A 26,729-nucleotide genomic window follows, 5' to 3' on the forward strand; every position below is an offset into this window, starting at 1 on the left:
GAACGCACTACCTCCGTTGCGGAAGAAACCCCAGCCGATCGTAGACCCGCTGGACCGTTTTTCCGGCCACATCGTCGGCGCGCTGGGCACCGGCCGCCAGCACGGCCTCCAATTCGGCCAGATCCGCGGTCAATTCGTCGACTCGGGCCTTGATCGGGGCGACGAATTCGACGACGGCCTCGGCGGTCTCCTTCTTCAGATCGCCGTAGCCGCGCCCGGCGTAGCCGTCGACGAGCTTGTCGATGCCGACTCCGGTGACCGCCGATTGGATGGTCAGCAGGTTCGAAACGCCGGGCTTGGCCTCGGTGTCAAAGCGGATCTCGCGCTCGCTGTCGGTCACGGCCGAGCGAATCTTCTTGGCGGACAATGCCGGATCGTCGAGCAGATTGATCAAACCGGCATCGGTGGCCGCCGATTTGCTCATCTTCGATGTCGGATCCTGCAGGTCGTAGATCTTGGCGGTGGCCTTCGGAATGAACATGTCCGGGACGACGAAGGTGTCCGGGAAGCGGCTGTTGAACCGCTCCGCGATGTCGCGGGCCAGCTCGAGGTGCTGGCGCTGGTCCTCGCCAACGGGCACCAGATCGGTGTCGTAGGCCAGCACGTCGGCGGCCTGCAACACCGGATAGGTGAACAGCCCGACGGTGGTGGAGTCGGTGCCCTGGCGCTGCGACTTGTCCTTGAACTGCGTCATCCGCGACGCCTGCCCGAAGCCGGTGAAGCAGCCCAGCACCCAGGCCAGCTGTGTGTGAGCGGGCACGTGGCTTTGCACGAAGACGGTGCTGCGGGCCGGGTCGATGCCCAGCGCCAGGTACTGGGCGGCGGTCACCAGGGTGCGGCGTCGCAGCGCCTCGGGATCCTGCGGAACGGTGATCGCGTGCAGGTCGACCACACAGAAGAACGCGTCGTGGTCGTCCTGCAGCGCGACCCACTGGGTGACCGCGCCCAGCGCGTTGCCGAGGTGAAGCGAATCAGACGTGGGCTGCACGCCGGAGAAAATCCGGCTGGGTCCGGTAGCGGTGCTCATGATGTCTCGATCTTTTCACGCGCGCTTTCCCCGTCGCGCCCTCGCTTGCGGTACCGGCGGTACCGCCTTTAATGTCGGCTACGTGACGACTCGTGCGCCGATCCACCAGGGTTCTGGAGAGCCGGTACTGCTGCTGCACCCGTTCCTGATGTCCCAGACGGTATGGGAAGGGGTGGCCCGGCAGCTGTCCGATACCGGGCGCTACGAGGTATTCGCCCCGACGATGGCCGGCCACAACGGCGGCCCGCACGCGGGCACCTGGCTGCTGAGCTCGTCGGTGCTGGCCGATCACGTCGAACGCCAGCTCGACCAGATGGGGTGGGACACCGCTCACATCGTGGGCAACTCGCTGGGCGGCTGGGTCGCCTTCGAACTGGAGCGGCGGGGCCGGGCCCGTACCGTCACCGGCGTCGCCGCCGCGGGCGGTTGGACCCGCTGGAGCCCGGTGAAATTCGAGGTCATCGGCAAGTTCGTGGCCGGCATGCCGGTCTTGGCGCTGACCCGACTGCTGGGCCAGCGCACGCTGCGGCTGCCGTATAGCCGCCGGCTGGCCACCCTGCCGCTCAGCGGGGCGGCGGACGGGATCAGCGAGCGCCAGCTGTCCGGCATAGTGGATGACGCCGCGCACTGCCCGGCCTACTTCCAGCTGCTGGTCAAGGCACTGCTGCAGCCCGGGTTGATGGAGTTGGCGCAGACCGCGGTGCCCGCTCACCTGGTGTTGTGCGAGAAGGACCGCGTCGTGCCGCCGAGCAGGTTCAGCCGGCATTTCACCGACTTGCTGCCGGCCGACACCAGAATCACCCGGCTCGACGGCGTCGGGCACGTTCCGATGTTCGAGGCACCCGGACGGGTGACCGAGGTCATCTCCGGATTCATCGACGACTGCACCCGGCCGGCGCGGGTCGTCGACCCGCCGGCCAGCTAGGCCCTAGGCGAGCGCCTTCTCCAGGTTCTCGGCGATCGAGCCGAGGAACTCCTCGCTTTGCTGCCACTGCTGATCGGGCCCGATCAGAATCGCGAGGTCCTTGGTCATCTTCCCGCTCTCGACGGTGCCGATGACGACCTCTTCCAGCTTCTGCCCGAAGCCGATCACCTCGGGGGTGTTGTCCAGCTTGCCGCGGTGCTGCAGTCCCCGCGTCCAGGCGAAGATCGAGGCGATCGGGTTCGTGGATGTCGGCTTGCCGGCCTGATACTGCCGGTAGTGCCGGGTGACGGTGCCGTGCGCGGCCTCGGCCTCCACCGTCCTGCCGTCGGCGGTCATCAGCACCGAGGTCATCAGCCCCAGCGAGCCGTAACCCTGTGCGACGGTGTCGGACTGGACGTCGCCGTCGTAGTTCTTACAGGCCCAGACGTAGCCGCCGTCCCACTTCAGGCAGGCGGCCACCATGTCATCGATCAGCCGGTGCTCGTAGGTCAGGCCTTCGGCCTCGAACTGCTCCTTGAACTCCTCGTCGTAGATACGCTGGAATTCGTCTTTGAACATGCCGTCGTAGGCCTTGAGGATGGTGTTCTTCGTAGACAGGTACACCGGCCATTTGGCGTTGAGCCCGTAAGCGAATGAGGCCCGCGCGAAGTCGCGGATGGAGTCCCGGAAGTTGTACATCCCCATTACGACGCCGCCGTCCTCGGGGATGTCCACCATCTCGTGCACGATCGGCTCACCACCGTCCGCGGGCGTGAACGTTATCGCCACAGTGCCGGGTTTCTCGACCTTGAAGTTTGTGGACCGGTACTGGTCGCCGAATGCGTGACGGCCGATGACGATCGGCTTGGTCCAGCCCGGAACCAGGCGCGGGACGTTCGAGATCACGATCGGCTCGCGGAAGATGGTGCCGCCCAGGATGTTTCGGATCGTCCCATTCGGCGAGAGCCACATCTTCTTCAGGTTGAACTCTTGGACACGCGCCTCGTCGGGGGTGATCGTCGCGCACTTGACGCCCACGCCGTGCTTCTTGATGGCATACGCCGCGTCGATCGTCACCTGGTCGTCGGTGCGATCGCGGTACTCGATGCCCAGGTCGTAGTACTCCAAGTTGATGTCGAGGTGCGGCAGGATCAGCATGTCCTTGATCAGCTTCCAGATGACACGGGTCATCTCGTCGCCATCGAGTTCGACTACCGGGCCTCGAACTTTGATCTTGGACATCAGCGTCGACGCGGCTCAGTCCTGCGAAGCCGCTAGAGATTCATTGAACTTCTTGCTCGGCCGCATCACTGCAGTCGTCTTCTCGTTGTCCGGCTGATAGTAGCCGCCGATGTCGACCGTTTCGCCCTGCACCATTGCCATTTCGGCGATGATGGCCTCCTCGTTCTTGCTCAACGAGTCGGCCAGCGCGGCAAAGTGCTTGCGCAATTCTTCGTCATCGCCTTGCGCGGCAAGTTCCTCGGCCCAGTACAGCGCCAGATAGAACTGGCTGCCGCGGTTGTCGAGCTCACCGGTCTTGCGTGACGGACTCTTGTTGTTGTCCAACAACTTGCCGATCGCGGCGTCCAATGTCTTGCCCAGCAGCTTGGCGCGCTCGTTGTCGGTCTTGATTCCGAGGTCCTCGAAACATGCTCCGAGAGCAAGGAACTCGCCAAGGGAATCCCAGCGCAGGTGGTTCTCCTCGACGAGCTGGTGGACGTGCTTGGGCGCCGAACCGCCCGCGCCGGTTTCATACATTCCGCCGCCGGCCATCAATGGCACGATGGACAGCATCTTGGCGCTGGTGCCCAGCTCCAGGATCGGGAACAGGTCGGTGAGGTAGTCGCGCAGGATGTTTCCGGTCGCGGCGATGGTGTCTTGCCCGCGCATGGCGCGCTCGATCGTGTGCCGCATGGCGCGTTCCTGCGACATGGTCTGGATGTCGAGGCCCTCGGTGTCGTGGTCGGCCAGGTAGGTGTTGACCTTCTTGCGCAATTCGTTCTCGTGCGGTCGCTCCTGGTCCAGCCAGAACACCACCGGCATGCCCGAGTTGCGCGCCCGGGTGACGGCCAGCTTGACCCAGTCCCGGATCGCTTCGTCCCGCACGATGGGCATGCGCCAGATGTCGCCTTCTTCCACGTTCTGCGAAAGCAGCACATCGCCCGTGTCGAGGTCGACGATGTTGGCGACGCCGTCCTCGGGGATCTCGAACGTCTTGTCGTGCGAGCCGTACTCTTCGGCCTGCTGCGCCATCAGGCCGACGTTGGGGACGGTGCCCATCGTGGTCGGATCGAATTGCCCGTGGGTCTTACAGAAGTTGATGATCTCCTGGTAGATGCGGGCAAAAGTCGACTCCGGGTTGACGGCCTTGGTGTCCTTCGGCCGCCCGTCGGCGCCGTACATCTTGCCGCCGGCGCGGATCATCGCCGGCATCGACGCATCCACGATCACGTCGCTGGGCGAGTGAAAGTTGCTGATGCCCTTGGCCGAATCGACCATCGCCAACTCGGGGCGGTGTTCGTGGCAGGCGTGCAGGTCGCGGATGATCTCGTCGTGCTGCGAGGCCGGCAGCGACTCGATCTTGTCGTACAGATCGACCAGACCGTTGTTGACGTTGACGCCGAGTTCGTCGAACAGCGCCTGATGCTTGGCGAAGGCGTCCTTGTAGAAGACCTTCACGGCGTGGCCGAAGACGATCGGGTGCGAGACCTTCATCATCGTCGCCTTGACGTGCAGCGAGAACATCACGCCGGTCTTGTAGGCGTCGTCGATCTCGGCTTCGTAGAACTCGCAGAGCGCCTTGCGGCTCATGAACATGCTGTCGATGATGTCGCCGTCGCGCAGCGACACCGTGGGCTTGAGCACGATCTTCTTGCCGCTCTTGGTCTCCAGCTCCATCTTCACGCTGCGCCCGCGATCCAGCGTCATCGACTTCTCACCGTGATAGAAGTCGCCGTGCTTCATGGTCGCGACGTGGGTGCGCGACGCCTGTGACCAGGTCCCCATACTGTGCGGGTGCTTGCGCGCGTACTCCTTGACGGCGTTGGGCGCCCGGCGGTCCGAGTTGCCCTGCCGCAGCACCGGGTTGACCGCGCTACCAAGGCATTTCGAATAACGCTCGCGAATTTCCTTGTCCTCGTCGGTCTTCGGGCTCTGCGGATAGTCCGGAATCTTGTATCCCTTGCCCTGCAGCTCCTTGATCGCGGCGACCAGCTGAGGGACCGAGGCGCTGATGTTGGGCAGCTTGATGATGTTGGTGTCCGGCAGCTTCGTCAGCCGGCCCAGTTCGGCCAGGTTGTCCGGCACCCGTTGCTCTTCGGTCAGGTGCTCGGGGAACTCGGCGAGGATCCGGGCGGCCACCGAGATGTCGCTTGTCTTGATCTCGATACCCGCCGGTTCGGCGAAAGCCCGCACGATCGGCAGGAACGCGTAGGTCGCCAGCAACGGCGCCTCATCGGTCAGCGTGTAGATGACGGTCGGCTTTTCGGCGCTCACGGACGGTCCCTCTCCCGGTCAGATTTTGGGGGGCTCAGCGTTATCATTTGCCACGTTATCAAGGGTGTTTGAGCAGGTGTCGACCTGGCATTGGCATCCGGTCGGCACAGTAAGATAGTCTTCGTATTGGTCATGAGCGCCAGCGTCAAGCCCCGGCTCGCTGGCCGGCAACCCTCCAACCGCGGTGGGGTGCTCCGGGTGAAGACCAGGTTGAGTAGCCAAAGCACCGGCTATCCGGCAAGCGCGGGTCCGCCATGACGGGCCCCTGAGCCAGACAGGGGACGCTTCCCATGAGCGATGAGAACAGCAACGACACCGATCCGATCGCGCATTGGTCGTTCGAGACCAAGCAGATTCACGCCGGTCAGCAGCCCGACCCGGCCACCAACGCACGCGCGCTGCCGATCTACCAGACCACGTCCTACGTCTTCGACGACACCACCCACGCCGCCGCCCTATTCGGGCTCGAGGTCCCGGGCAACATCTACACCCGGATCGGAAACCCGACCACCGACGTTGTCGAACAGCGCATCGCCGCGCTCGAGGGCGGCGTCGCGGCGCTGTTCTTGAGCTCCGGACAGGCTGCTGAGACATTTGCCATATTGAACCTCGCATGTGCCGGCGATCACATTGTGTCCAGCCCGCGCCTCTACGGTGGCACGTACAACCTGTTCCACTACTCGCTGCCCAAGCTGGGCATCGAGGTCAGCTTTGTCGAGGATCCCGACGACCTGGACTCGTGGCAGGCCGCGGTGCGGCCCAACACCAAAGCCTTCTTCGCCGAGACGATCTCCAACCCGCAGATAGACATCCTCGACACCCCGGGGGTCGCCGGGGTCGCCCACGCCAACGGCGTGCCGCTGATCGTCGACAACACCATTGCCACGCCGTACCTGATCCAGCCGTTCACGCAGGGCGCCGACATCGTCGTGCACTCCGCGACCAAATACCTGGGCGGGCACGGCTCCGCGATCGCCGGGGTCGTCGTCGACGGCGGCACGTTCGACTGGACGCAGGGCCGTTTCCCCGGATTCACCACGCCCGACCCGAGCTACCACGGCGTGGTCTTCGCCGAGCTGGGGCCGCCGGCGTACGCGCTCAAGGCACGCGTGCAACTGCTGCGCGACCTCGGCTCGGCGGCGTCGCCGTTCAACGCGTTCCTGGTGGCCCAGGGCCTCGAGACGCTGAGCCTGCGAATCGAGCGCCACGTCGCCAACGCGCAACGGGTCGCCGAATTCCTCGAGGGTCACGACGGCGTGGTGTCGGTCAACTACGCGGGACTGCCCAGCTCGCCGTGGCACGAGCGGGCAAAGAAGTTGGCCCCCAAGGGAACCGGCGCCGTGCTGGCATTCGAGCTGGCCGGCGGTATCGAGGCGGGCAAGGCGTTCGTGAACGCGCTGCAACTGCACAGCCACGTCGCCAACATCGGCGACGTGCGGTCGCTGGTGATCCACCCGGCGTCGACCACCCACGCCCAGCTCTCCCCCGAAGAGCAGCTGAGCACCGGCGTCACGCCGGGACTGGTGCGGCTGGCCGTCGGTATCGAGAACATCGACGACATCCTGGCCGACCTCGAGCTCGGGTTCGCCGCCGTCCCGACGAGCTCTGACCCGCGCTCCGTGGCGGCCTTCTGAGGGACTTGGCATGACAATCTCCGACGTCCCCACGCAAACGCTGCCCGCCGAAGGTGAGGTCGGGCTGGTCGATATCGGCTCGCTGACCACGGAAAGCGGCGCGGTCATCGACAACGTCTGTATCGCCGTGCAGCGCTGGGGCGAGCTGTCACCGACGCGCGACAACGTCGTGGTGGTCCTGCACGCCCTCACCGGCGATTCCCATATCACCGGACCGGCCGGACCGGGCCACCCCACGCCCGGCTGGTGGGACGGCATCGCCGGGCCGGGCGCACCGATCGACACCAACCGCTGGTGCGCGGTGGCCACCAACGTGCTGGGCGGTTGCCGTGGCTCCACCGGGCCGAGTTCGCTTGCCCGAGACGGAAAGCCGTGGGGCTCCAGGTTTCCGCTGATCACCGTGCGCGATCAGGTGGAGGCGGACATCGCCGCGCTGGACGCGCTGGGAATAAACCAGGTTGCCGCCGTGGTCGGCGGATCCATGGGCGGCGCACGGGCTTTGGAATGGATGGTCGGCCACCCCGACCGGGTTCGGGCCGGGTTACTGCTGGCCGTCGGGGCGCGTGCCACCGCCGACCAGATCGGCACCCAGACCACCCAGATCGCGGCGATCAAGGCCGACCCGAACTGGCAGGGCGGCGACTACCACGACACCGGGCGCAGGCCGGATGCCGGCCTGGCGATCGCCCGGCGCTTCGCCCATCTGACCTACCGTGGCGAGGCCGAACTCGACAACCGGTTCGCCAACGACGGCCAGACCGGCGAGGATCCGGCGGACGGCGGGCGCTACGCGGTGCAGAGCTACCTGGAACACCAGGGCGACAAGATCCTGGCCCGCTTCGACGCCGGCAGTTACGTGATCCTGACCGAGACGCTGAACAGCCACGACGTCGGCCGCGGCCGCGGCGGGGTCAAGAAGGCGTTGCGCCGGTGCCCGGTACCGGCCGTGGTCGGTGGCATCACCTCCGACCGGCTCTATCCGCTGCGCTTGCAGCAGGAGATGGCCGAGTTGCTGCCCGGTTGCACCGGGCTGGCGGTTGTCGACTCCATCTGCGGACATGACGGCTTTCTGGTGGAAACCGAAGCGGTGGGCGAATTGATCCGCGAGACACTGGATTTGGCCGCGGGCGAAGGTCAGCGGTGACCCGGTCGAGGCACGAACAGTCGCTGTCGTTCGGTTCGGCTGCCGCAGCCTACGAGCGCGGACGTCCGTCGTATCCGCCCGAGGCCATCGACTGGTTGTTGCCCCGGGGTGCGCGTCAGGTGCTCGATCTGGGTGCGGGTACCGGCAAGCTGACCACTCGTCTGGTGGAACGCGGCCTCGACGTGGTGGCCGTGGACCCGATTCCGGACATGCTCGAAGTGCTGAGCGCCTCGCTGCCGGAGACCCGCGCGGTGCTGGGCACGGCCGAAGAGATTCCGTTGGAGGACAACAGCGTTGACGCGGTGCTGGTCGCCCAGGCGTGGCACTGGGTGGACCCGGAACGGGCGATTCCCGAGGTGGCCCGCGTGCTACGGCCCGGCGGGCGGTTGGGCCTGGTGTGGAACACCCGCGACGAGCGGCTCGGCTGGGTGCGCGAGCTCGGTCAGATCATCGGCAGCGACGGCGATGGCCACCGTTTCGACGTGACGCTGCCGCCGCCGTTTGCCGAGCGCCAGCGTCATCAGGTCGAGTGGACGAATTACCTTACGCCGCAAGCGTTGATCGATCTGGTGGCCTCGCGCAGCTACTGCATCGCCTCGCCGGCCGAGGTCCGCACGCAGACCCTGGACCAGGTGCGCGAACTGCTGGCCACCCATCCGGCGTTGGCGAACTCGACCGGGTTGGCGATGCCGTACGTCACGGTGTGCATCCGGGCGACGCTGTCGGGTTGAAGAATCCGGGACATCTAACAACCGAACTGCGTCTTAAAGTTCGGCGTGGGTGCGTGAATCGCGCGTTGCCGCAGCTAAAGATGGTGTCGCGCAGGGTATCTTGAGCTCGTGCCGACGGCCGCAGAGCACGCCTCCGCGGTACAGGAGTATCCAGCCGCCAAAGTTGCGGATCCCCGGCGTCCCCGGCGTCCCCAACGTCCCCGGCGTCCCCAGCGGTGGAAGCCAATCGTGCTGCTCGCTTCGGTGGTTGGGCTGCAAAGTGCCGATGCCGGCACCGTGGGGGCGCTGGTTGTCCCACTGACGCGGTCATTGCATATCAACAACATTCAGGTAGGGCTGCTGGTGACCGTGTCGACCGGCGTCGGCGCCGTCGCCACGCTGCTTGCCGGTCCGCTTGCCGACCGCACCGTGCGGGTTCGCCTACTGTGGATGGCGCTGCTGCTGTGTTCGGCAGCGATGGCGTTGAGCGCGGCCAGCCCGAACTACGGCTGGCTGCTCGCGTGCCGGGTGGCCCTTGGTGCCGGGATCGCGGTCTCCGGGCCGGTGGTCGCCTCGCTGGTCGGGGATTACTTCAGGCCGGCCGAGCGGGGTCGTGTGTACGGGCTCGTGCTCGCCGGCGAAGGCACGTGCACGGCGATCGGGCTGCTGGTTGCGGGCGAACTCGGTGCGGTCAGCTGGCGGCTGGGCTTCGGCTGGCTGGCCGCGGTGGGTTTCATACTCAGCGTCGCGGTGGCGTGGCTGCTGCGCGAACCGCTGCGTGGCAGCCGCCTCGATGACCGGACAACGAATTCACCGCGCGGCTCGGTCTGGCGGGAACTGCGCTGGGTGCTCTCGATCCGTACCAATGTCGTTCTGATTGCCGCGTCCTCGTTCGGCTACTTCTTCTCCACCGGGTTGAGCACCTTCGGTGTCGCGCTGCTGTGCGGCCGGTTTCAGATCGGCCAGTCGGTGGCGACCATGCTGATCGCCGTCCTCGGGGTCGGTGCGCTCACCGGCGTGCTCACCACCGGGCGCATCGCCGACCGGCTGACGGACCGGGGCCAGATCAGCGCACGGATCATGGTGGGCGGGGCGGCTTTTCTCGCCGCAGCGGTGTTCATCCTTCCGACTCTGCTCGCTGACAGCCTGCTGTTGGCACTGGTATTCGCGTTCTTCGCGGGGACCGCAATGGGTGGGGTGAACCCGCCGCTCAACGCGGCGCGGCTGGACATCGTGCATTCGCGGCGGTGGGGCACTGCGGAGGCGGTGCGCAGCACGCTGGTGTCGGTATCGACGGGGTTGGCACCGGTGGCGTTCGGCGCGGTGTCCACGGCGCTGGGCGGCACCCCAAGCGCGTTGGGCGACACCTTCCTGATCATGCTCGTCATGCTGATCGTCGCCGCCGGCCTGCTGCTGGGCCTGGCCCGCCGTACCTACCCGCGCGATGTCGCGACGGCGATGGCTTCCGAGGTGCTGACGGCCACTACCGAAACGGGGCGGGACCGAACTTGAACCGGCGCCCGGAGATCTCGATGGGGATCACCCGGACGAAGTGCGGCTTTACCGTCGCCGGCCACGTCATCAACGGAGCTTCCTCGGCGTCGAGGATCTCGTCGGCGGCCGTTAGTAGATGTGCCCTGCCGTGGATGATCACGCTCCACCCCTCGACATCAGTGTGGCCGTCAGCCTCGAAAGCTATCTCGTCGCTCATGACGGCGTGGTAGAGCTTGGTACCCGGGGCAGTTCGGAAGACCAGCGTCCGGCGCTGGGTGATGAAGTTGATCGGAAAGATTTCGGCCCGGCGGCCCGTCACCACGACAAATCGGCCTAAGGCCACGCTCGATAGCAGGTCCCAGCTGTCTTCCTCGCTGAGCACCGTCACCGGATCGTCTGCAGGCATGGCTCAGCCTAACCCCGGCGGCGATTCCGTCGGAGGTTTCAGAATTTCAGGCCCGAGAACATGATCTGGTTGGGGTCGTACTTCTGGCGCACGGACGTCAGTTGCGACAGATTAGAGCCGAAGTACCGTGACGCCGGACTGTTGGGCTCCAGGTAGTTGACGTAGCCGCCGACCGAAAACTGTTGGACCGCTTGGTGCGCCGAGCTAAGCCACTGCGTTGCGGCGGCGACCTGGTTGGCGGCGGGTTCGACGTACCACTGCAGCACCGCGGACTGCTTGCGCCACGGAAACGCCGAATCCCCGGGCGCCACATCGGCGATGGCCCCACCCAGCGGATCCACCAGCAGCGAAGCCCGCCCACCGGAGGCGGGCCATTGCCCGATCGCGGTGGCAATCGCATGGGCCGCAGCAGAATTCACCGTGGTTATCACATCGGAACCTGCCACGAAGCCTCGCGGCGCCGATGTCGAGCTGCCTCCGGCCAGATACGTCACCAGGTCCATCCGGTTCATCGTCTTGTTGGTCACCGAGCTCGGCTGCAAACCGACCGCGGCCTTGATCGCGTCGGCCACCCCGGCCGCACCGCCGGCGGGGCAGGTCGCCAGGATGTGGCAGTCGGGCTGGGCCGAGCCGACCGCGAGATCGACCATGGCCCAAGCATTTCGGTCGGCTCCGTCCAGCCAGCTCTGCCAGCCGGTGAGCACCTGGACGGCCGACGACGGGGCGAATTCGAGCCGGATGACGTCGGTGTCGCCGGTCGGGAAGGTCGCGAAGGTCATCGACGTCGTCACCCCGAAGTTACCGCCGCCGCCACCGCGAAGCGCCCAGAACAGGTCCGGATGGTCGTTGGCGGAAGCGGTCACCACGTCCCCGGTGGGGAGCACCACCGTCGCCGACTGCAGCGCGTCGCACGCCAGGCCGGCGTGCCGTGAATCGGCACCTATGCCGCCGCCGAGCGTCAACCCCGCGACACCGACGGTGGGGCAACTACCCGTCGGGACACCGCGACCGGCGCTGGCGCAGGCCTGGTGGACCGCCCACAGATTCGTCGCCGGGGTGACCGTGACGTTGCCGCCGTCGAGCTGCGCCCCGCCCGGAAGCCCGCGCAGGTCGAGCACCATCGTGCCGTTGGCACTCGATGCGCCGATGTAGGAATGCCCACCGCCGCGCGGTGCGATCTTGAGCTTGTTCGCCGTCGCGAAGGCGGCCGCCTTTTGGACGTCGGCCTGCGAGGAGACCGTGACGACCGCCGCGGGATTGGAGTTGTTGTAGAAGGAGTTGAATACCGCTTTGCTCGAAGCGAATTGGGCGCCGCTGGCCGGCAGCAGCACACTGCCGCCGATGGTCGAGGCCAAGCCGTTCCAGCTGGCGACGGCGGCGCCGGGGTCCGCGGCAGCGCGCGTGGTCCCGAGCACCGTGCCCGTCGCCAACATTGAAACGGCACCGCGAACAAACGCCTGGCGCGAGATGCCATGATTCATAAGGCGGATTCTTAACCATTTCCCACTCGCAAGCCCGGCGTCGTCGATCGTGTCGGATCACAGTGTGGCCTCGATTGGCCAGGACGCGACCTTCGTTTGCCCGTAACGGTTTACGCGCAATAACCGATGTCTCGCACGCGCCGCGCTAACGAAACGCATAGTGTGCGAACCTTGATCTCCCCGTGTCATAAACGTGACCGGCATGCACCAGTCTTTCCTAAGTGATTCGAGTGCCTTCAGAGCACTCCGCGACAGATGGGGAAGCTGTCAATGAAAGCAGTTGCTGCTGCGCATGGTTGGGTCTGGTCGTTTCGCCATCAGCCCCTGCCCATTCGCTTGCTGACGGCCGTGGTCGGCCTGCTCGCCGTCGCCGCGGCGTTTGGGTCACCGCCGGCCGAGGCGGACGCCAACGCCGATGACAGCTTCATCGACGCGCTGAACCACGCCGGCGTCGACTTCGGCCAACCCGGAAACGCGATGGCCGTGGGCGAATCCATCTGCCCGATGCTGGCCCAGCCCGGTGGCAGCTTCGCCGGGGCCGTCACGAGCGTCCGGCGCCAGGGCATGTCACCGGCCATGGCGCAGATGTTCACCACGATCGCGATTCAGTCGTACTGCCCGCAGGCGATGGCGAACTTGGCCAGCGGCAATATGCCCAACCTGCCCGGCGGTATGCCGAACATGCCGGGCGGCCTGCCGAACATGCCCGGCGGCATCCCGAACATGCCCGGCGGCATGATGCAGAACATCCCCGGCGGGGTAATGCCGAATATGCCCGGCGGCGCCGTGCCAAACCTGCCGCAGATCACCGGCCCCGGGATCTAGCCCGTACCGAGCGGATCGATGGTCCAGGCGATATAGACCATCGCGGCCCCGACCGACGCGGTCGTGATGAAGTCAATGCCCTTGCTGCGCACCACCAATAGGCCGGCGCGATCGTCGGATAGCACCAACCGCAGTATCGCGGCGACGCCGACCGCGATGCCGATCAGCAGCGAGCCGCGACGCCAGAAGTTGGCGCCCACCAACGCGAAGGCCGTCACGAAGATCAGCCCGACCAGCAGGATCGGCCACTGGGCTTTGGCCGCGGTCTTCGCCGGACTCATTGCCGCTCGGCCAGCTCGACCACGTTCGTCAGCAGAAACGCCCGGGTCAGCGGGCCGATACCGCCGGGGTTCGGCGACACGTGCCCGGCGACCTCCCACACGTCGGGATGCACATCGCCGGTGAGCTTGTCGTCCACCCGGCTGACGCCGACGTCGAGCACCGCGGCACCCGGGCGCACCATGTCGGCGGTCAGCAGGTGGGGCACGCCGACGGCGGCGACGATGATGTCGGCCTGCTTGGTCAGCGCCGGCAGATCACGAGTTCCGGTGTGGCACAACGTCACCGTCGCGTTCTCCGAGCGGCGCGTCAGCAACAGACCCAATGGCCGGCCGACCGTGATCCCGCGGCCGATGACGACCACGTGCGCCCCGGCGATCTCGACGTCGTAGCGGCGCAGCAGGTGCACGATGCCGCGCGGGGTGCACGGCAGCGGGGCCGGGTTGTTGAGGACCAGCCGGCCCAAGTTGGTCGGGTGCAGGCCGTCGGCGTCCTTGGCGGGATCGATGCGCTCCAGCGCGGCGTTCTCGTCGAGCTGCTTGGGCAGCGGCAACTGCACGATGTAGCCGGTGCACTCCGGGTTGGCGTTGAGCTCGTCGATCGTCTCGTTCAGCTTGGCCGTGGAGATGTCGGCAGGCAGATCGCGACGGATCGAGGTGATGCCCACCTTCGCGCAATCGGCATGCTTGCCGCGCACGTAGGCCTGAGAACCTGGATCGTCGCCGACCAGGATCGTGGCCAGCCCGGGGGTACGCCCGGCCGCGGTCAGTGCCGCAACGCGTTCGGAGAGGTCGACGAAGATCTCGTCGCGGGTGGCCTTGCCGTCCAGTGTGATTGCGCCCACGCCTCCCAGTCTTTCACGTCATGGGTTTACGCTCCTGACATGCCCTCTGACCAGCCCACGGCGCCCGATGTATTCAGCCCGGCCAAGCTCGGACCGATCTCGCTGCGCAACCGGACCATCAAGTCGGCGACGTTCGAAGCGCGCACGCCGGGCGCGCTGGTGAGCGACGACCTGATCGAGTACCACCGCGCGCCGGCCGCCGGCGGGGTCGGCATGACGACCGTCGCCTACTGCGCGGTCTCCCAAGGCGGACGCACCGAGGGCAACGGGCTGTGGATGCGGCCCGAGGCGGTGCCCGGGCTGCGCCGGCTCACCGACGCGATCCACGCCGAGGGCGCGGCGATCAGCGCCCAGATCGGTCACGCGGGTCCGGTCGCCAACGCCAAGTCCAACAAGGCCAAGGCGCTGGCGCCGGTGCGGTTCTTCAACCCGATCGGAATGCGGTTTGCCCGCAAGGCAACCCGCGACGACATCTCCGACGTGATCGAGGCGCACGCCAACGCGGCCCGGTTCGCTATGGAAGCGGGCTTCGATGCGGTCGAAATCCACTTGGGCCACAACTATTTGGCGAGTTCGTTCCTGTCGCCGCTGATCAACCGCCGCGACGACGAGTTCGGTGGCTCGCTGGAGAACCGGGCCAAGGTCGCCCGCGGCATGGTGATGGCCGTTCGCCGCGCGGTGGACAAGGAGGGAACTCCGATCGCCGTCACCGCCAAGCTCAACATGGCCGACGGCGTGCGCGGCGCCATCGACACCGAGGAATCGCTGATCACCGCCAAGTGGCTGCAGGACGACGGCGGGCTGGACGCGATCGAACTCACCGCCGGCAGCTCGCTGGTCAACCCGATGTACCTGTTCCGCGGCGATGCCCCGCTCAAGGAATTCGCCGGGGCCTTCAAGCCGCCGCTGCGCTGGGGCATGCGCATGACGGGCACCAAGTTCCTGCGCGAATACCCTTACCGCGAGGCCTATCTGCTGCGCGATGCCAAGCTGTTCCGGGCCGAACTCACGATGCCGTTGATCCTGCTCGGCGGCATCACCAACCGGGAGACGATGGACCTCGCGATGGCCGAGGGATTCGAGTTCGTCGCGATGGCCCGCGCACTGCTGGCCGAGCCGGACCTGATCAATCGACTCGCGGCCGACGGCGCCCGGCACAGCGTCCATTCGGCGTGTACGCACTGCAATCGGTGCATGCCGACGATCTACACCCGCACCCGCTGCGTCGTCACCGGAGCGCCTGACAAGGGGTGATTGCCCGGGCACAACTGGCCCGACGTGCCGCATTGGTGCGGATGGTGAAATAGGTCCACGGGCTAGAGTTGTGGCGATGAATTCACCAGCCCCACCGACGCTGACAGTCCGGTATGACGGGTCGGAACGCACCTTCGCGGCAGGTCACGACGTGGTGGTGGGGCGCGATCTGCGGGCCGATATGCGCATCACTCATCCCCTGATTTCGCGTGCCCATCTGTTGCTGCGTTTCGACCAGGGCCGGTGGCTGGCGATCGACAACGGTTCGCTCAACGGCACTTTCGCCAACGGCCGCAAGGTTCCGGTCGTCGATATCCGCGACGGCCAGAGCATCAACATCGGAAACCCGGACGGCCCGTTGCTGACGTTCGAGGTCGGACGCCACCAAGGAATGGCCGGGCGCCCGCCGCGGACCGAGTCGATGGGAATCGCGGTGCCGCAGCCGTCGGCAGCACCGTGGCCCTCATCACAGGCGTCGGGTCAGCCCGGGCAACCGCTCCCCGCTCCGCCGCTGCCGCCGCCCGGGCCGCCGCCCGGACGCCCGACCGCCTGGAGCGCGCCGCCCCCGCCGCCGCGACCGCAGCCCGGTGCGCCGGTACAGCGGCCGGGACCGCCGGGGCCACCAGGGCAGCCCGTGTATCCGACGTCGGTTGGGCGACCGACCGCCACGTATCCCAACAACGCTGGGCCCAACTATCCGCCACAGCCGCAGCTGTCGGCGCCCGTCGGATCCATGCCGCCACCGAAGACGCAGATGTCGCCGGCGATCGAGGCCAAGCCGCCCGAGGTCGCAAATCTGGCGACCAAGATGTTCCAGGCGCTGTTGCCGTCCCGTTCGGGCGCGATCGAAAAGCCGTCCAATGGGCTCACGATCGGGCGTGCCACCGACAATGACATTGTCATCCAGGACGTGCTGGCCTCGCGCCACCACGCGTTTTTGCTCCAGACGCCGATTGGCACCGAGATCCGCGACGCGCACAGCGTCAACGGGACCTTCGTCAACGGCGTCCGCGTCGGCTCGGCGGTGCTGACCGAGGGCGACGTGGTCACGATCGGAAACGTCGACCTGGTCTTCACCCGCGACACCCTGGTCCGCCGCACCGAAGCCGCGACGCGCTCCGGTGGTCTGGAAGTGAACTCGGTCTGCTTCACCGTCGACCACGGAAAGCAACTGCTCGACCACGTCTCGCTGACCGCCCGGCCCGGCACGCTGACCGCGATCATCGGTGGCTCCGGCGCCGGCAAAACCACGCTGTCGCGGCTGATCGCCGGATATACCACCCCTAGCTCCGGCACGGTGACCTTCGAGGGCCACAACATCCACACCGATTACTCCTCGCTGCGCAGCAGGATCGGCATGGTCCCGCAGGATGACGTCGTACACCGGCAGCTGACGGTCAACCAGGCGCTGGGGTACGCCGCCGAGCTGCGCCTGCCGCCGGACACCAGCCAGGCGGAGCGTGCCCAGGTGGTCTCCCAGGTGCTTGAAGAGCTGGAGATGACCAAGCACGCCGACACCCGCGTCGACAAGTTGTCCGGCGGACAACGCAAACGCGCCTCCGTCGCGCTGGAACTGCTGACTCAACCGTCGCTGCTGCTGCTGGACGAGCCGACCTCGGGTCTAGACCCGGCGCTGGACCGTCAGGTGATGCTGATGCTGCGCCTGCTCGCCGACGCCGGGCGCGTGGTGCTGGTGGTCACCCACTCCGTGTCCTACCTGGACGTCTGCGACCAAATCCTGCTGATGGCGCCGGGTGGCAAGACCGCGTTCCAGGGCCCGCCCGACCAGGTCGAGGCCGCCATGGGCACCCGCAACTGGGCCGACATCTTCGCCAGCGTCGGCGCCGATCCCGACGAGGCGAACCGCCGCTTCAAGGAGCGCAACCAGCAGTCGTTGCAGCCGCCGGCTCCCCAGAGCCCGGCGGACCTGGGCGACCCGCCGGCGACCAACCTGGTCCGGCAGATATCCACGATTGCCCGGCGTCAAGTGCGCCTGGTCATCTCGGACCGCGGCTACACCATCTTCCTGGCGGTGTTGCCGTTCCTGATCGGCGCGCTGTCGCTGACCGTGAAGGGTCCCAAACCCGGTCTCGGGCCCGCCGACCCGCTCGGCCTGGCGCCCACCCAACCGCAGTACATCATGGTGCTCTTGAACATCGGCGCCATCTTCATGGGCACCGCACTGACCATCCGCGACCTCATCGGAGAGCGCGCGATCTTCCGCCGAGAACAGGCGGTAGGACTGTCCACCGGGGCCTACCTGTTGGCGAAGATCGCGGTGTTCTGCGTCTTCGCGACCCTGCAGGCAGCGATCGCGGTCTTCATCGTACGGCTCGGCAAAGGCGCGCCCACGCAGCCGGCGCTGTTCTTCGGTGATCCCACGGTGTCGTTGTTCGTCACCGTGGCCGGCGCGTGTGTCGCGTCGGCGATTTTCGGCCTGATGCTGTCCGCCCTCGCGCAGTCCAACGAGCAGATCATGCCGCTGCTGGTGGTGTCGATCATGAGCCAATTGGTGTTGGCCGGCGGAATGATCCAGGTCTATCAGCGCCCGGGCCTGGAGCAGCTGGCGTGGCTGACACCGGCGCGCTGGGGTTATGCGGCGGCCGCGTCGTCGATCGACTTTCCGGCGCTGGTGAAGGTCAAACAGATCCCGACCAACGACCCGATATGGCAGCACTCGAAGCACATCATGCTGTTCGACATGGCCATGCTGGGCGTCCTGTGCATAAGCTATAGCGCGATCGTGTGGTGGAAGATCCGGCTGAAACGACGCTGAACTGATGACTAACCCTGGGCAATCGGTATTGACCGTTCGGTCCAACCGATCCGAGCTCAGTTTCGCCCCCGGCGGCGACGTCATCGTCGGCAGCGACGTGCGCGCCGACCTGCGCGTGGCGCATCCACTGGTCACCCGTGCACACCTGTTGCTGCGCTTCGATCACGGCAGATGGGTTGCGGTAGACAACAATTCGCGCAACGGCACCTATGTCGACGGACGCCGGGTGCCGGGTGCCGATATCCGGGACGGCCTAGCGATCAACCTCGGAGCGCCCGATGGACCGCGGATCACCTTCGCGATCGGACATCACCGTGGCAACGTCGGCGTGCTGCCGCCGACCTCGCAGGCGGTCCCGACCGTTCCGCCGGCCGGGACCTACCAGGATCAGCCCACCGACGCCGTGCACACCAGGGCCGTGCCGATCGTGCGGCCCACCGTGACGACGCAGGCCGTCCCGAACGATGCGACCCGGGTCGCGCAACCCGCGGGCACCGACATGTCGCAATTTCCGACCCGGGTGATGAAGGTCGTCGGGCCCGAATCCGGTGTGCAAGGGCGTTCCGGCGGCACCGCGTGGATCGGTCGCGAACTCGACAACGACATCGTGATCCACGACGTGCTGGCCTCGCGCCGCCACGCGTTCTTGGAGCCGACGCCCGCCGGCATCGAGATCCGCGACGCGAACAGCATCAACGGGACGTTCGTCAACGGGGTGCGGGTCGCGCAGGCCCTGCTGAACGAGGGCGACGTGGTCACGATCGGCAACGTCGACCTGGTGTTCACCGCCGGGATGCTGGCCCGCCGCCAGGACGCGGCGACGAGCACCGGCGGCCTGGAGGTGCGCGAGGTCGGCTTCGCGATCAACGGCAAGGACCTGCTGCAGCAGATCTCGATGACGGCCCGGCCCGGCACCCTGACCGCGATCATCGGCGGCTCGGGCGCCGGCAAGTCGACGCTGTCGCGGCTGGTCGCCGGCTACACCACCCCCACCGCCGGCGCGGTCACCTTCGAGGGCCACAACATCCACACCGCCTACGCCACGCTGCGCAGCAGGATCGGGATGGTCCCGCAGGACGACGTCGTGCACCGCCAGCTGACCGTCAACCAGGCGCTCGGTTATGCGGCCGAACTGCGGCTGCCGCCCGACTCCAGCAAGGCCGACCGCGACCAGGTCGTCGCGCAGGTCCTCGACGAGCTGGGCCTGACCGCGCACGCCGACACCCGCGTCGACAAGCTCTCCGGCGGCCAGCGCAAACGTGCCTCGGTGGCCCTCGAACTGCTCACCGGGCCGTCGCTGCTGATCCTCGACGAACCGACCTCGGGCCTGGATCCGGCGCTGGACCTGCAGGTCATGACGATGCTGCGCCAGCTCGCCGACGCCGGGCGCGTCGTGCTCGTCGTCACGCACTCGCTGACCTATCTCGACGTCTGTGACCAGGTGCTGCTGATGGCGCCCGGCGGCAAGATCGCGTTCCTGGGCCCACCCGGGCAAATCGGGGACGCGATGGGCACCACCAACTGGGCCCAGATTTTCGCGAAGGTCGGCGCCGACCCCGACGAGGCCAACCGCCGCTTCCTGGAACGCCAAGATCACACGCCACCCACCCGGGCCGAGACGCCGGCCGAGTTGGGCGCCCCGGCGCGCAGCAGCATGCTGCGCCAGTTCTCCACCATCGGGCGGCGCCAGATCCGGTTGATCGTCTCCGACCGCGCCTACTTCGCCTTCCTGGCGTTGTTGCCGTTCATCCTGGGTGTCCTGTCGCTGACGGTCCCGGGTCATACCGGTTTCGGCATCGCGGACCCGAACAGCGAGACGCCGGACGAAGCCGCCCAGATCCTGACGCTGATGTCGATCGCCGCGGTCTTCATGGGGACCGCGTTGACGATCCGCGATCTGATCGGCGAGCGCCCGATCTTCCAGCGCGAGCAGGCGGTGGGCCTGTCCACCGGGGCCTACCTGGCCGCCAAGATCACCGTGTTCTGCGCGTTCGCCATCATCCAGGCGGCGATCGCCACCGGCATCGTGCTGATCGGCAAGGGCACACCCAAACAGCCGGCGCTGCTGCTCGGCAACGCGAGTCTTGAACTGTTCGTTACGGTCGCCGCGACGTGCGTGGCGTCGGCGATTCTGGGCTTGGTGCTGTCGTCGATCGCCCGGTCCAACGAGCAGATCATGCCGCTGCTGGTGGTGTCGCTGATGCTGCAGCTGGTGCTGGCCGGTGGCCTGATCCCGGTGACGGGCCGGCTCTTCCTCGACCAGCTGTCCTGGCTGATGCCGTCGCGCTGGGGTTATGCGGCCTCGGCGTCGACGGTCAATCTGCGGATGCTGGTACCGATGGGCCCGAAAGACAGCCACTGGGCGCACACCGACAGCGCGTGGCTGTTCGATATGGGAATGCTCGGCGCGCTGTCGGTGGTCTACTCCGTCATCGTGTGGTGGCGCATCCGGTTGAAGCGCTAGTCCGGTTTGGCGTCCAGCCGCAGCCCGTGCGCCAGCGCGAACGCCATCGCTTGCGGGACGTCGACCCGCACGCCCGCGAGTGTCGCGGTGCGCCACAACGCCGGGTCCGTCGTCGCGCCGCGCAGGTCGGCGTCGTCGAGCCGGGTGCCGGTGGTCCGCGCGCCGGACAGGTCGGCCCCACGCAGCACGGCCTTGCGCAGGTCGGTCTCCACCAGGCTGGTCTCCCGGAGCCGGCAACCGCTCAGGTCGACGCCGCGCAGGTCGTTGCCGCCGAGCACCGCGAGCGTGAAGTCCACCTCGTCAAACGTGATCGGCCGCAACCGGCACCGCACGAAGACCGACCCCAGCATGCTGCACTGCGCAAATGTGCTGTGCCACAGTGTGGTTCGTTCGAACTTGCAGTTACGAAAGGCGGACCCCCGGTGCTGGGACTCGGCCAGGTTGACGCCGCTGAAATCGCACTCACTGAACATGACCCGCTCGGTGCACAAGCGGCCGAGGTCTTCATCGGTGAAATCGCGGCCGGTGAACTCGCAATCAGCCCACTGCTGCAAGGCGGTCAAGCCGACAGGCTCGCCAGCGCGTACTCGCTGACCGCGATCAGCGCATCGGTCGCCGACCTGCGGTCCCTGGCATCGACGTTGATCACCGGGATGTGCGGCGACAGGGCGAGTGCTTCGCGGATCGCACCAACGGGATACCTTGGCGCACCGTCGAATTGGTTGACCGCGATCAGGAACGGCAGGTTGCGGTGCTCGAAGAAGTCGACCGCGGCGAAGCTGTCCTGCAGCCGGCGGCAGTCGACCAGAACGATCGCGCCGATGGCGCCGCGCACCAGGTCGTCCCACATGAACCAGAACCGCCGCTGGCCCGGCGTGCCGAACAGGTAGAGCACCAGGTCGCGGTCCAGCGTGATCCGGCCGAAATCCATCGCCACCGTCGTCGTCCGCTTGTTGGGCGTGGCCTCGAGCATGTCGACGCCGGCCGAGGCGTCCGTGACGATCTCCTCGGTGCGCAGCGGCATGATCTCCGAGACCGCCCCGACGAACGTGGTCTTGCCGGCGCCGAACCCGCCGGCGACGACGATCTTCGTCGACGCGGTGGCGCGGGCATCAGAGTGCTTTAAGGCCACGCAGGGTCCTTCCTATGAGTTCGTGGCGCTCATCACGGGTCGACTGCTCGGTCAACGTTCTGTGCACCCGAAGGTAACCGGACAGCACCAGATCACCGACCAGCACACGCGTGACGCCGATCGGCAGGTCCAGCCGGGCCGAAATCTCGGCGACGGACGGGCTTTTGACGCACAGTCCGATGATCCTGCCTCTCGCATCGTCGGCCGGCCAGCGGTGCGCCCGCCCGGCCTGCAAGGTCTGAACCGGCGCCTCCAGCGGAAGGTCGACGCCCGTGTTGGTCCGCCCGCCCGTCAGGGTGTACGGGCGGACCAGGCTCGCCTCACGTGCGGACGGCCCGGATTCTCGTTTGTCCATCGCGGCTCACGAGTGGCTTCTGGTGGGCGATGAGGCGGAACGGCGGGTGGACTGCACGACGCCGCCGACCCGTTCGACGAGGATGGCCATCTCGTATCCGATCTGGCCGATATCGCACGACGTCTCGGCCAGCGTCGCCAGGTGCGACCCGTCGCCGACGCGCATCAACAACAGGTAGCCGTTCTGCATCTCGACCACCGACTGCAGCACCTGCCCGCCGTCGAACAGCTGGGCGGCACCGGTCGCGAGGCTGGCCAGCCCGGAGGCCACCGCGGCCAGCTGGTCGGCGCGCTCGCGGGGCAGCCGCTCGCTGGCGGCGATGGGCAGACCGTCGACGGACACCAGCAGCGCATGCGCCACCCCTGGGACCTCGCGGGCGAACTTCGTCACCAGCCAGTCCAGTGAGCTGCCTGCAGACGTCATTGCTCGTCGGGTCCTTGACTCGAGTGGCGGGCGTGCGACCGTCCGCTGCGCACGCCGCCGAAGTGGTTACTGAACGAGGTGCGAACAGCCTCGGGGTCGCGCGCCGCATGCAGTCCGCCGTTCGATCCTACGAGGGATTCTTCGTCGTCTTGTTGATGGTGGGCGCCGCTGACCCCGTTGGCCGCTCCCGGCACCAGCCGGGCACCGGGCGTGCGCACCGGCAGGCCGTGCTCGGCGGTGCGCTCCGCGACGGGCTTGTCCTCGGCCTCGGCGGCCAGCGACCAGCCGCGGTCCCACACCGACTGCCAATCCAGATCCGGGCTGTTGACCAGGTCGTGCGGGTCACCCATCATCTCGGACATCATCCGCCGATAGATCACGTCTTCCTTCGATGGGGCGGCGGCCGTGCGGGGCGGTGCGGGCGGCAGGGTGGGCGGCGCGGGCGGCGGAGCGCCGGTCCCCCGCGACCGTGCCGCGAAGAATGCCGAGGTGTCCGAGACCGACGGCGCCGGCGTTGGGGTCGGCTTCGGGGCCGGCGGCGGTGGTGCCGGCGTGGGCCGGGGCTGGTTTTCGTTCTCCCACCACGCGGTGGCCAGCTCGCGCCGCCGCTTGGGTAGCGGCTGCGCGGCGGGCGCGGCGGGAACGTCGGTGATGCCGCTGGAGCCGGGGCTGCGGCGGGGCAACAACGAGATCGGCGGAGCCTCGCCGTTGTTGACCGCGACGGGGCGTTGCCGCGGCGCGCCGCCGGTCGGGTCCGGTGCCGGCATGCCGCTGGCCAGCTTGGCACTCGGCGACGAGACCGCCCGGATGCGTTCGCGCGGCTCGGATGAGATTTCGGCCGGGCCGCCGTCGAAGCCCTCCAGCACCGCCGGTGGCAGGTAGATCTCGGCGGTCGTGCCGGTGCCCGCCTCGTCGGGCGCGGGACCGCGCAGCCCGACCCGGATGCCGTGCCGGGCGGCGATCCGGCCCACCACGAAAAGCCCCATGTGGCGGGCATTGTCGGGGGTGACGTCGCCGCCGGTTTGCAGGCGCATGTTGGCCATCCGCCGATCGGAGTCGTTCATGCCCAGGCCGGAGTCGGCGATCCGCAGCACCACGCCTCCGTCGCCGCCGCGTGCCCCGGAGATCCGGGCGTAGGTCGACGGCGGCGAGTAGCGCAGGGCGTTGTCGATCAGCTCGGCGAACAGATGAATGGCGCCACCGGCGGCCGCACCGATCAGCATGCATTCGGGCAGCTCGCCCAACTCGACGCGGCGGTAGTCCTCGACCTCGGAGACGGCCGCGCTGAGCACGGTCGACAGGGGAACCGGCTCGCGCTGGTCGCGGGCCAGCTGGGCGCCGGCGAGCACCAGCAGGTTGGCGCTGTTGCGGCGCAGCCGGGCGGCCAGGTGATCGAGCCGGAAGAGGCTGTCGAGGCGCTCGGGATCCTCCTCGTTGCGCTCCAGCCGGTCGATCAGCGACAACTGCTGGTCGACCAGCGACCGGCTGCGCCGCGACATGGTCTCGAACATGTCGTTGACCAGCAATCGCAATCGCGCCTCATCACCGGCCAGCAGCAGCGCCTGGGTGTGCAGCTCGTCCACCGCGTGCGCGACCTGGCCGATCTCTTCGGTGGTGTACACCGGCAGCGGAGCCGGAATCGGTTCGGCCTCACCGGCTTTGACGCGGGCGATCTCCTCTTCAAGGTCGGTGTGGGCGACCTTGAGCGCGCCATCGCGCAGCATCCGCAGCGGCACCACCAGCGCGCGCGCCATCAGCAAGACGATGATCAGTGCGATCACGATGGCGGCCAGCACCACGACGCCGTCGACGATCGCGGCGGTGCGCCGCTCGTCGGCCTGGGTTTGCACCGACTTCGTCACCGACTCGGTGGCGTCGGCGATGACCTGTTCGGCGATCCCGTCGGTGGTCTGGATCGAGCGCAGCAGGTCCGGGTTGTCGACGAGCACGCTGGCCGGATCCGACATGATCGCCATCCGGGTCACCATCTGCTGCTGCAGGGTCTTGGCTTCGGGCGAACCCACGCCGAGCACCTGGCTCATCCCGAACAGCGTCGACGGTTCGGTGCCGGCCAGGGTGATCATCGAGGTGCGCAACTGCGGCTCGGGCAGGTCGGCGCCGCGGGTCACCAGGATCTCCTGCATCGTCATCTGGCCGCGGGCCCCGACGGCCCGGCTCAAACCCTGTGCCTGCGCACGGATCTGCTCGTCGTCCACCCGCACCGAGGCGTTGATGACGTCCTCGGCCGTCAACAGCAGCGGCGCATAGGTGGTGACCCGGTCCCGCAAACCAATGCTGTTGTCGGCCACCTTGTCCAGCAGCGACTGGCCGCCGCCCAGCAGCGTGTTCACTCCCGACCGGACATCGGGAGTGACGTCGGTGTCCGACAACCGGGTCTGCAGCTCACCCTTGCGGGCGTCGTAGTTCTTCTTCGCGCCCTCGACGTCGTGCCCGCTGGAGTTCGCCAGCAGCGCGACGTCCAATGCCGACATGTACTTGGTGAGCGTCGGCAGCAAGTCGGCGCGCCCGGCGGCCAACCGCAGGCCGCTCGAACTCGACATCGCGGCGTTCACGCGCAGGCCGCCGAAAATCGCCGCCAGGGTCAGCGGGACCAGGACGATGGCCAGAACCTTCCACAGCACCGGCCAGTTGCTCGGCGACCAGGCCGGCGGACGTTTCGCCGGGGCCGCCCGGACCTCGGCGAACTCTGGGGGTGCCGCCTCGGCCGGGGTGGCCGGGCGGTTGAACATCGTCATGTGGTTGCGGCCGCGCGACCGGCCGCTGCGCCCACACCGCGCATCGAATAAAACGTGAGGCTCATGAACTTCCTGCTTTTATTCCGCTCCCCCCGCGCCAAGACGCGCGAGCGGTAAACGCGTGGCAATTCGACGAGTATGACAGCCTGCGCGCCGGGTCACCACAATCGTTACTGAGCAGACAGCCACCCCCAAGGTGCACGGGGACGCCGGCACGCAAGTCTGGCAAACAGCCCGCGGCGCGAAATGCCTACGCGGGCCGCAGGATCGCGACCAGGAAGTCGGAGTCGTCGGTGAAGGGCCGCAGATCCCAGGTGGACAACAGCACGTCGGGCGCGAATCCGGAGGCCGCCGCGTGGTCGAGAAACTCGGCGAACGCGTAGTCGCGGCCGGCGCCGAAGCCGATCACCGCCCGGCCTTCGTCGGCGACGTGGGCCCGCAGCCTTTCCAGCACCCGGCCGCGGGTGCTCGGGGCGAGAAACGCCATCACATTGCCGGCGGACACGATCACGTCGAACGGTTCGGCGACGCCGCGCGCGGGCAGGTCGAGCTCGGCGAGGTCGCCGACGAGCCACCGCGGGCCGGGATAGTCCTGCTCGGCCGCCGCGATCAGCGCCGGGTCGACGTCCACTCCGACCACCCGGTGCCCGAGCGTCGCCAGGTATCCGCCCACCCGGCCGGCACCACAGCCGGCGTCGAGGATGTGGGCACCGCGCGGCACCATCGCGTCGACCAAGCGCGCCTCACCGGCGAGATCCTTGCCGTCGCGCGCCATCGAGCGGAAGCGCTCGATGTACCAGTCCGAATGCCCGGGATCGGCAGCGACCTTCCGCATCCAGAGACTCTGCTCGACCATGTCGACCATTATCCCGTCGTGCTCATTCGAGCACGAAGATGGGGATCTGCCGTTCGGTCCGCGCCTGCAAGTCGACGTATACCGGGTAGGCGGCAACCGCCGTCTGCCACCACTCGTCGCGTTCGGCGCCGTGGACTTCGCGTGCTGTCATCTCGAAGACCTTGTCGCCGTCTTGCACGGTGACATTGGGGTTGGCCTTCACGTTGTGGTACCAGGTCGGGTGCTTCGGGGCTCCCCCGATGGAGCCGACCATCGCGTAGCGTCCCTCCCGTTCCACACGCATGAGCGGCACGTACCGCTTGAGGCCGGTCTTCGCGCCGGTCACCGTGAACAGGACGACCGGCCGGTCAAGGATCTCGACGCCGTCGGTGGTGCCCTGCTGCAGAATTTGTTCGGTCTGCTCTCGCACCCAATCGGTCGTGCTGAGCTGTACTTGATCCGTCATGCCTTGCTCAACACGAAACGGAGTC

The 26,729-nt window shown here is 67.5% G+C and carries 23 protein-coding genes and 1 riboswitch; of the genes, 9 read left to right on the forward strand and 14 right to left on the reverse strand.

Going from position 1 to position 26,729, the window contains the following annotated elements; all coding sequences use genetic code 11:
• Positions 1-7 precede the first annotated feature (7 nt).
• Positions 8-1,027: a tryptophan--tRNA ligase gene (trpS, locus tag G6N55_RS11335; protein WP_085219933.1), complete on the reverse strand. Its 1,020-nt coding sequence runs from the start codon at positions 1,025-1,027 to the stop codon at positions 8-10.
• Positions 1,028-1,154: 127 nt separating this feature from the next.
• On the opposite strand from trpS, the gene G6N55_RS11340 reads away from it, so the two are divergent.
• Positions 1,155-1,952 (forward strand): alpha/beta fold hydrolase, encoded by a 798-nt coding sequence (locus G6N55_RS11340; protein ID WP_085220093.1) that lies wholly within the window; start codon positions 1,155-1,157, stop codon positions 1,950-1,952.
• A gap of 3 nt (positions 1,953-1,955) precedes the next feature.
• Here G6N55_RS11340 and G6N55_RS11345 read toward each other — a convergent pair whose 3' ends face one another.
• Together G6N55_RS11345 and G6N55_RS11350 are read right to left on the reverse strand one after the other, a co-directional pair.
• Positions 1,956-3,173 carry an NADP-dependent isocitrate dehydrogenase gene (locus G6N55_RS11345; RefSeq protein WP_085219932.1) on the reverse strand — a complete coding sequence of 406 codons (1,218 nt, stop codon included), beginning with the start codon at positions 3,171-3,173 and terminating at the stop codon, positions 1,956-1,958.
• A 15-nt stretch (positions 3,174-3,188) separates the two neighbouring features.
• A complete protein-coding gene (locus tag G6N55_RS11350) occupies positions 3,189-5,426 on the reverse strand; it encodes an NADP-dependent isocitrate dehydrogenase (RefSeq protein WP_085219931.1) in 2,238 nt (745 codons plus the stop codon).
• 128 nt (positions 5,427-5,554) lie between these two features.
• A riboswitch (SAM riboswitch) is annotated at positions 5,555-5,676 on the forward strand.
• 40 nt (positions 5,677-5,716) lie between these two features.
• Here G6N55_RS11350 and G6N55_RS11355 point away from each other — a divergent pair.
• The 4 genes from G6N55_RS11355 to G6N55_RS11370 all read left to right on the forward strand — a co-directional run bounded on the left by G6N55_RS11355 (position 5,717) and on the right by G6N55_RS11370 (position 10,426).
• Positions 5,717-7,060, forward strand: a complete 1,344-nt coding sequence (locus G6N55_RS11355) for a bifunctional o-acetylhomoserine/o-acetylserine sulfhydrylase (RefSeq protein WP_085219930.1) — start codon at positions 5,717-5,719, stop codon at positions 7,058-7,060.
• A gap of 10 nt (positions 7,061-7,070) precedes the next feature.
• On the forward strand, positions 7,071-8,204 hold the full coding sequence (metX, locus tag G6N55_RS11360; RefSeq protein ID WP_085219929.1) for a homoserine O-acetyltransferase MetX: 1,134 nt from the start codon (positions 7,071-7,073) through the stop codon (positions 8,202-8,204).
• Positions 8,201-8,935, forward strand: coding sequence for a class I SAM-dependent methyltransferase (locus tag G6N55_RS11365; RefSeq protein ID WP_085219928.1), 735 nt, complete (start codon positions 8,201-8,203; stop codon positions 8,933-8,935). Before metX ends, G6N55_RS11365 begins: the two co-directional genes overlap by 4 nt.
• Positions 8,936-9,163: 228 nt before the next feature.
• Positions 9,164-10,426, forward strand: coding sequence for an MFS transporter (locus tag G6N55_RS11370; RefSeq protein WP_232078979.1), 1,263 nt, complete (start codon positions 9,164-9,166; stop codon positions 10,424-10,426).
• Here the strand turns inward: G6N55_RS11370 and G6N55_RS11375 are convergent.
• The gene (locus tag G6N55_RS11375) at positions 10,398-10,814 is read right to left on the reverse strand and encodes a pyridoxamine 5'-phosphate oxidase family protein (protein ID WP_085219926.1); all 417 of its coding nucleotides are present in this window, start codon (positions 10,812-10,814) and stop codon (positions 10,398-10,400) included. The two genes, G6N55_RS11370 and G6N55_RS11375, sit on opposite strands and share 29 nt — an antisense overlap.
• Positions 10,815-10,852: 38 nt before the next feature.
• A complete protein-coding gene (locus G6N55_RS11380; protein WP_085219925.1) occupies positions 10,853-12,295 on the reverse strand; it encodes an FAD-dependent oxidoreductase in 1,443 nt (480 codons plus the stop codon).
• A 270-nt stretch (positions 12,296-12,565) separates the two neighbouring features.
• Between G6N55_RS11380 and G6N55_RS11385 the strand changes: the two genes are divergently transcribed.
• Entirely contained in the window at positions 12,566-13,120 is a 555-nt protein-coding gene (locus G6N55_RS11385; RefSeq protein ID WP_085220092.1) for a DUF732 domain-containing protein, read from the forward strand.
• On the opposite strand, the gene G6N55_RS11390 is transcribed toward G6N55_RS11385, so the two are convergent.
• Together G6N55_RS11390 and G6N55_RS11395 are read right to left on the reverse strand one after the other, a co-directional pair.
• On the reverse strand, positions 13,117-13,401 hold the full coding sequence (locus G6N55_RS11390; protein ID WP_085219924.1) for a DUF3017 domain-containing protein: 285 nt from the start codon (positions 13,399-13,401) through the stop codon (positions 13,117-13,119). The genes G6N55_RS11385 and G6N55_RS11390 overlap by 4 nt on opposite strands.
• Entirely contained in the window at positions 13,398-14,243 is an 846-nt protein-coding gene (locus tag G6N55_RS11395) for a bifunctional methylenetetrahydrofolate dehydrogenase/methenyltetrahydrofolate cyclohydrolase (protein ID WP_085219923.1), read from the reverse strand. Before G6N55_RS11395 ends, G6N55_RS11390 begins: the two co-directional genes overlap by 4 nt.
• A gap of 39 nt (positions 14,244-14,282) precedes the next feature.
• Between G6N55_RS11395 and G6N55_RS11400 the strand changes: the two genes are divergently transcribed.
• The 3 genes from G6N55_RS11400 to G6N55_RS11410 all read left to right on the forward strand — a co-directional run bounded on the left by G6N55_RS11400 (position 14,283) and on the right by G6N55_RS11410 (position 20,737).
• Positions 14,283-15,497 carry an NADH:flavin oxidoreductase gene (locus G6N55_RS11400; RefSeq protein WP_085219922.1) on the forward strand — a complete coding sequence of 405 codons (1,215 nt, stop codon included), beginning with the start codon at positions 14,283-14,285 and terminating at the stop codon, positions 15,495-15,497.
• A 76-nt stretch (positions 15,498-15,573) separates the two neighbouring features.
• Positions 15,574-18,273, forward strand: coding sequence for an ATP-binding cassette domain-containing protein (locus G6N55_RS11405; protein WP_085220091.1), 2,700 nt, complete (start codon positions 15,574-15,576; stop codon positions 18,271-18,273).
• Positions 18,274-18,277: 4 nt separating this feature from the next.
• A complete protein-coding gene (locus tag G6N55_RS11410; protein ID WP_085219921.1) occupies positions 18,278-20,737 on the forward strand; it encodes an ATP-binding cassette domain-containing protein in 2,460 nt (819 codons plus the stop codon).
• On the opposite strand, the gene G6N55_RS11415 is transcribed toward G6N55_RS11410, so the two are convergent.
• The 7 genes from G6N55_RS11415 to G6N55_RS11445 all read right to left on the reverse strand — a co-directional run bounded on the left by G6N55_RS11415 (position 20,734) and on the right by G6N55_RS11445 (position 26,704).
• Entirely contained in the window at positions 20,734-21,291 is a 558-nt protein-coding gene (locus G6N55_RS11415) for a pentapeptide repeat-containing protein (protein ID WP_085220090.1), read from the reverse strand. The genes G6N55_RS11410 and G6N55_RS11415 overlap by 4 nt on opposite strands.
• 5 nt (positions 21,292-21,296) lie before the next feature.
• Positions 21,297-21,869: a GTP-binding protein gene (locus tag G6N55_RS11420; protein WP_085219920.1), complete on the reverse strand. Its 573-nt coding sequence runs from the start codon at positions 21,867-21,869 to the stop codon at positions 21,297-21,299.
• Positions 21,850-22,224, reverse strand: coding sequence for a DUF742 domain-containing protein (locus tag G6N55_RS11425; RefSeq protein WP_085219919.1), 375 nt, complete (start codon positions 22,222-22,224; stop codon positions 21,850-21,852). Before G6N55_RS11425 ends, G6N55_RS11420 begins: the two co-directional genes overlap by 20 nt.
• Positions 22,225-22,230: 6 nt before the next feature.
• Complete coding sequence (locus G6N55_RS11430) at positions 22,231-22,647, reverse strand: roadblock/LC7 domain-containing protein (RefSeq protein ID WP_085219918.1); 417 nt, start codon at positions 22,645-22,647, stop codon at positions 22,231-22,233.
• Positions 22,644-25,403 (reverse strand): sensor histidine kinase, encoded by a 2,760-nt coding sequence (locus tag G6N55_RS11435; RefSeq protein WP_085219917.1) that lies wholly within the window; start codon positions 25,401-25,403, stop codon positions 22,644-22,646. The genes G6N55_RS11430 and G6N55_RS11435 overlap by 4 nt, the downstream gene beginning before the upstream one ends.
• A 250-nt stretch (positions 25,404-25,653) precedes the next feature.
• The gene (locus G6N55_RS11440; protein WP_085220089.1) at positions 25,654-26,259 is read right to left on the reverse strand and encodes a class I SAM-dependent methyltransferase; all 606 of its coding nucleotides are present in this window, start codon (positions 26,257-26,259) and stop codon (positions 25,654-25,656) included.
• A gap of 22 nt (positions 26,260-26,281) precedes the next feature.
• Entirely contained in the window at positions 26,282-26,704 is a 423-nt protein-coding gene (locus tag G6N55_RS11445; RefSeq protein WP_085219916.1) for a nitroreductase family deazaflavin-dependent oxidoreductase, read from the reverse strand.
• Positions 26,705-26,729: the final 25 nt, after the last annotated feature.

It is taken from the genome of Mycobacterium florentinum (genome assembly GCF_010730355.1).
Lineage (GTDB): Bacteria > Actinomycetota > Actinomycetes > Mycobacteriales > Mycobacteriaceae > Mycobacterium > Mycobacterium florentinum.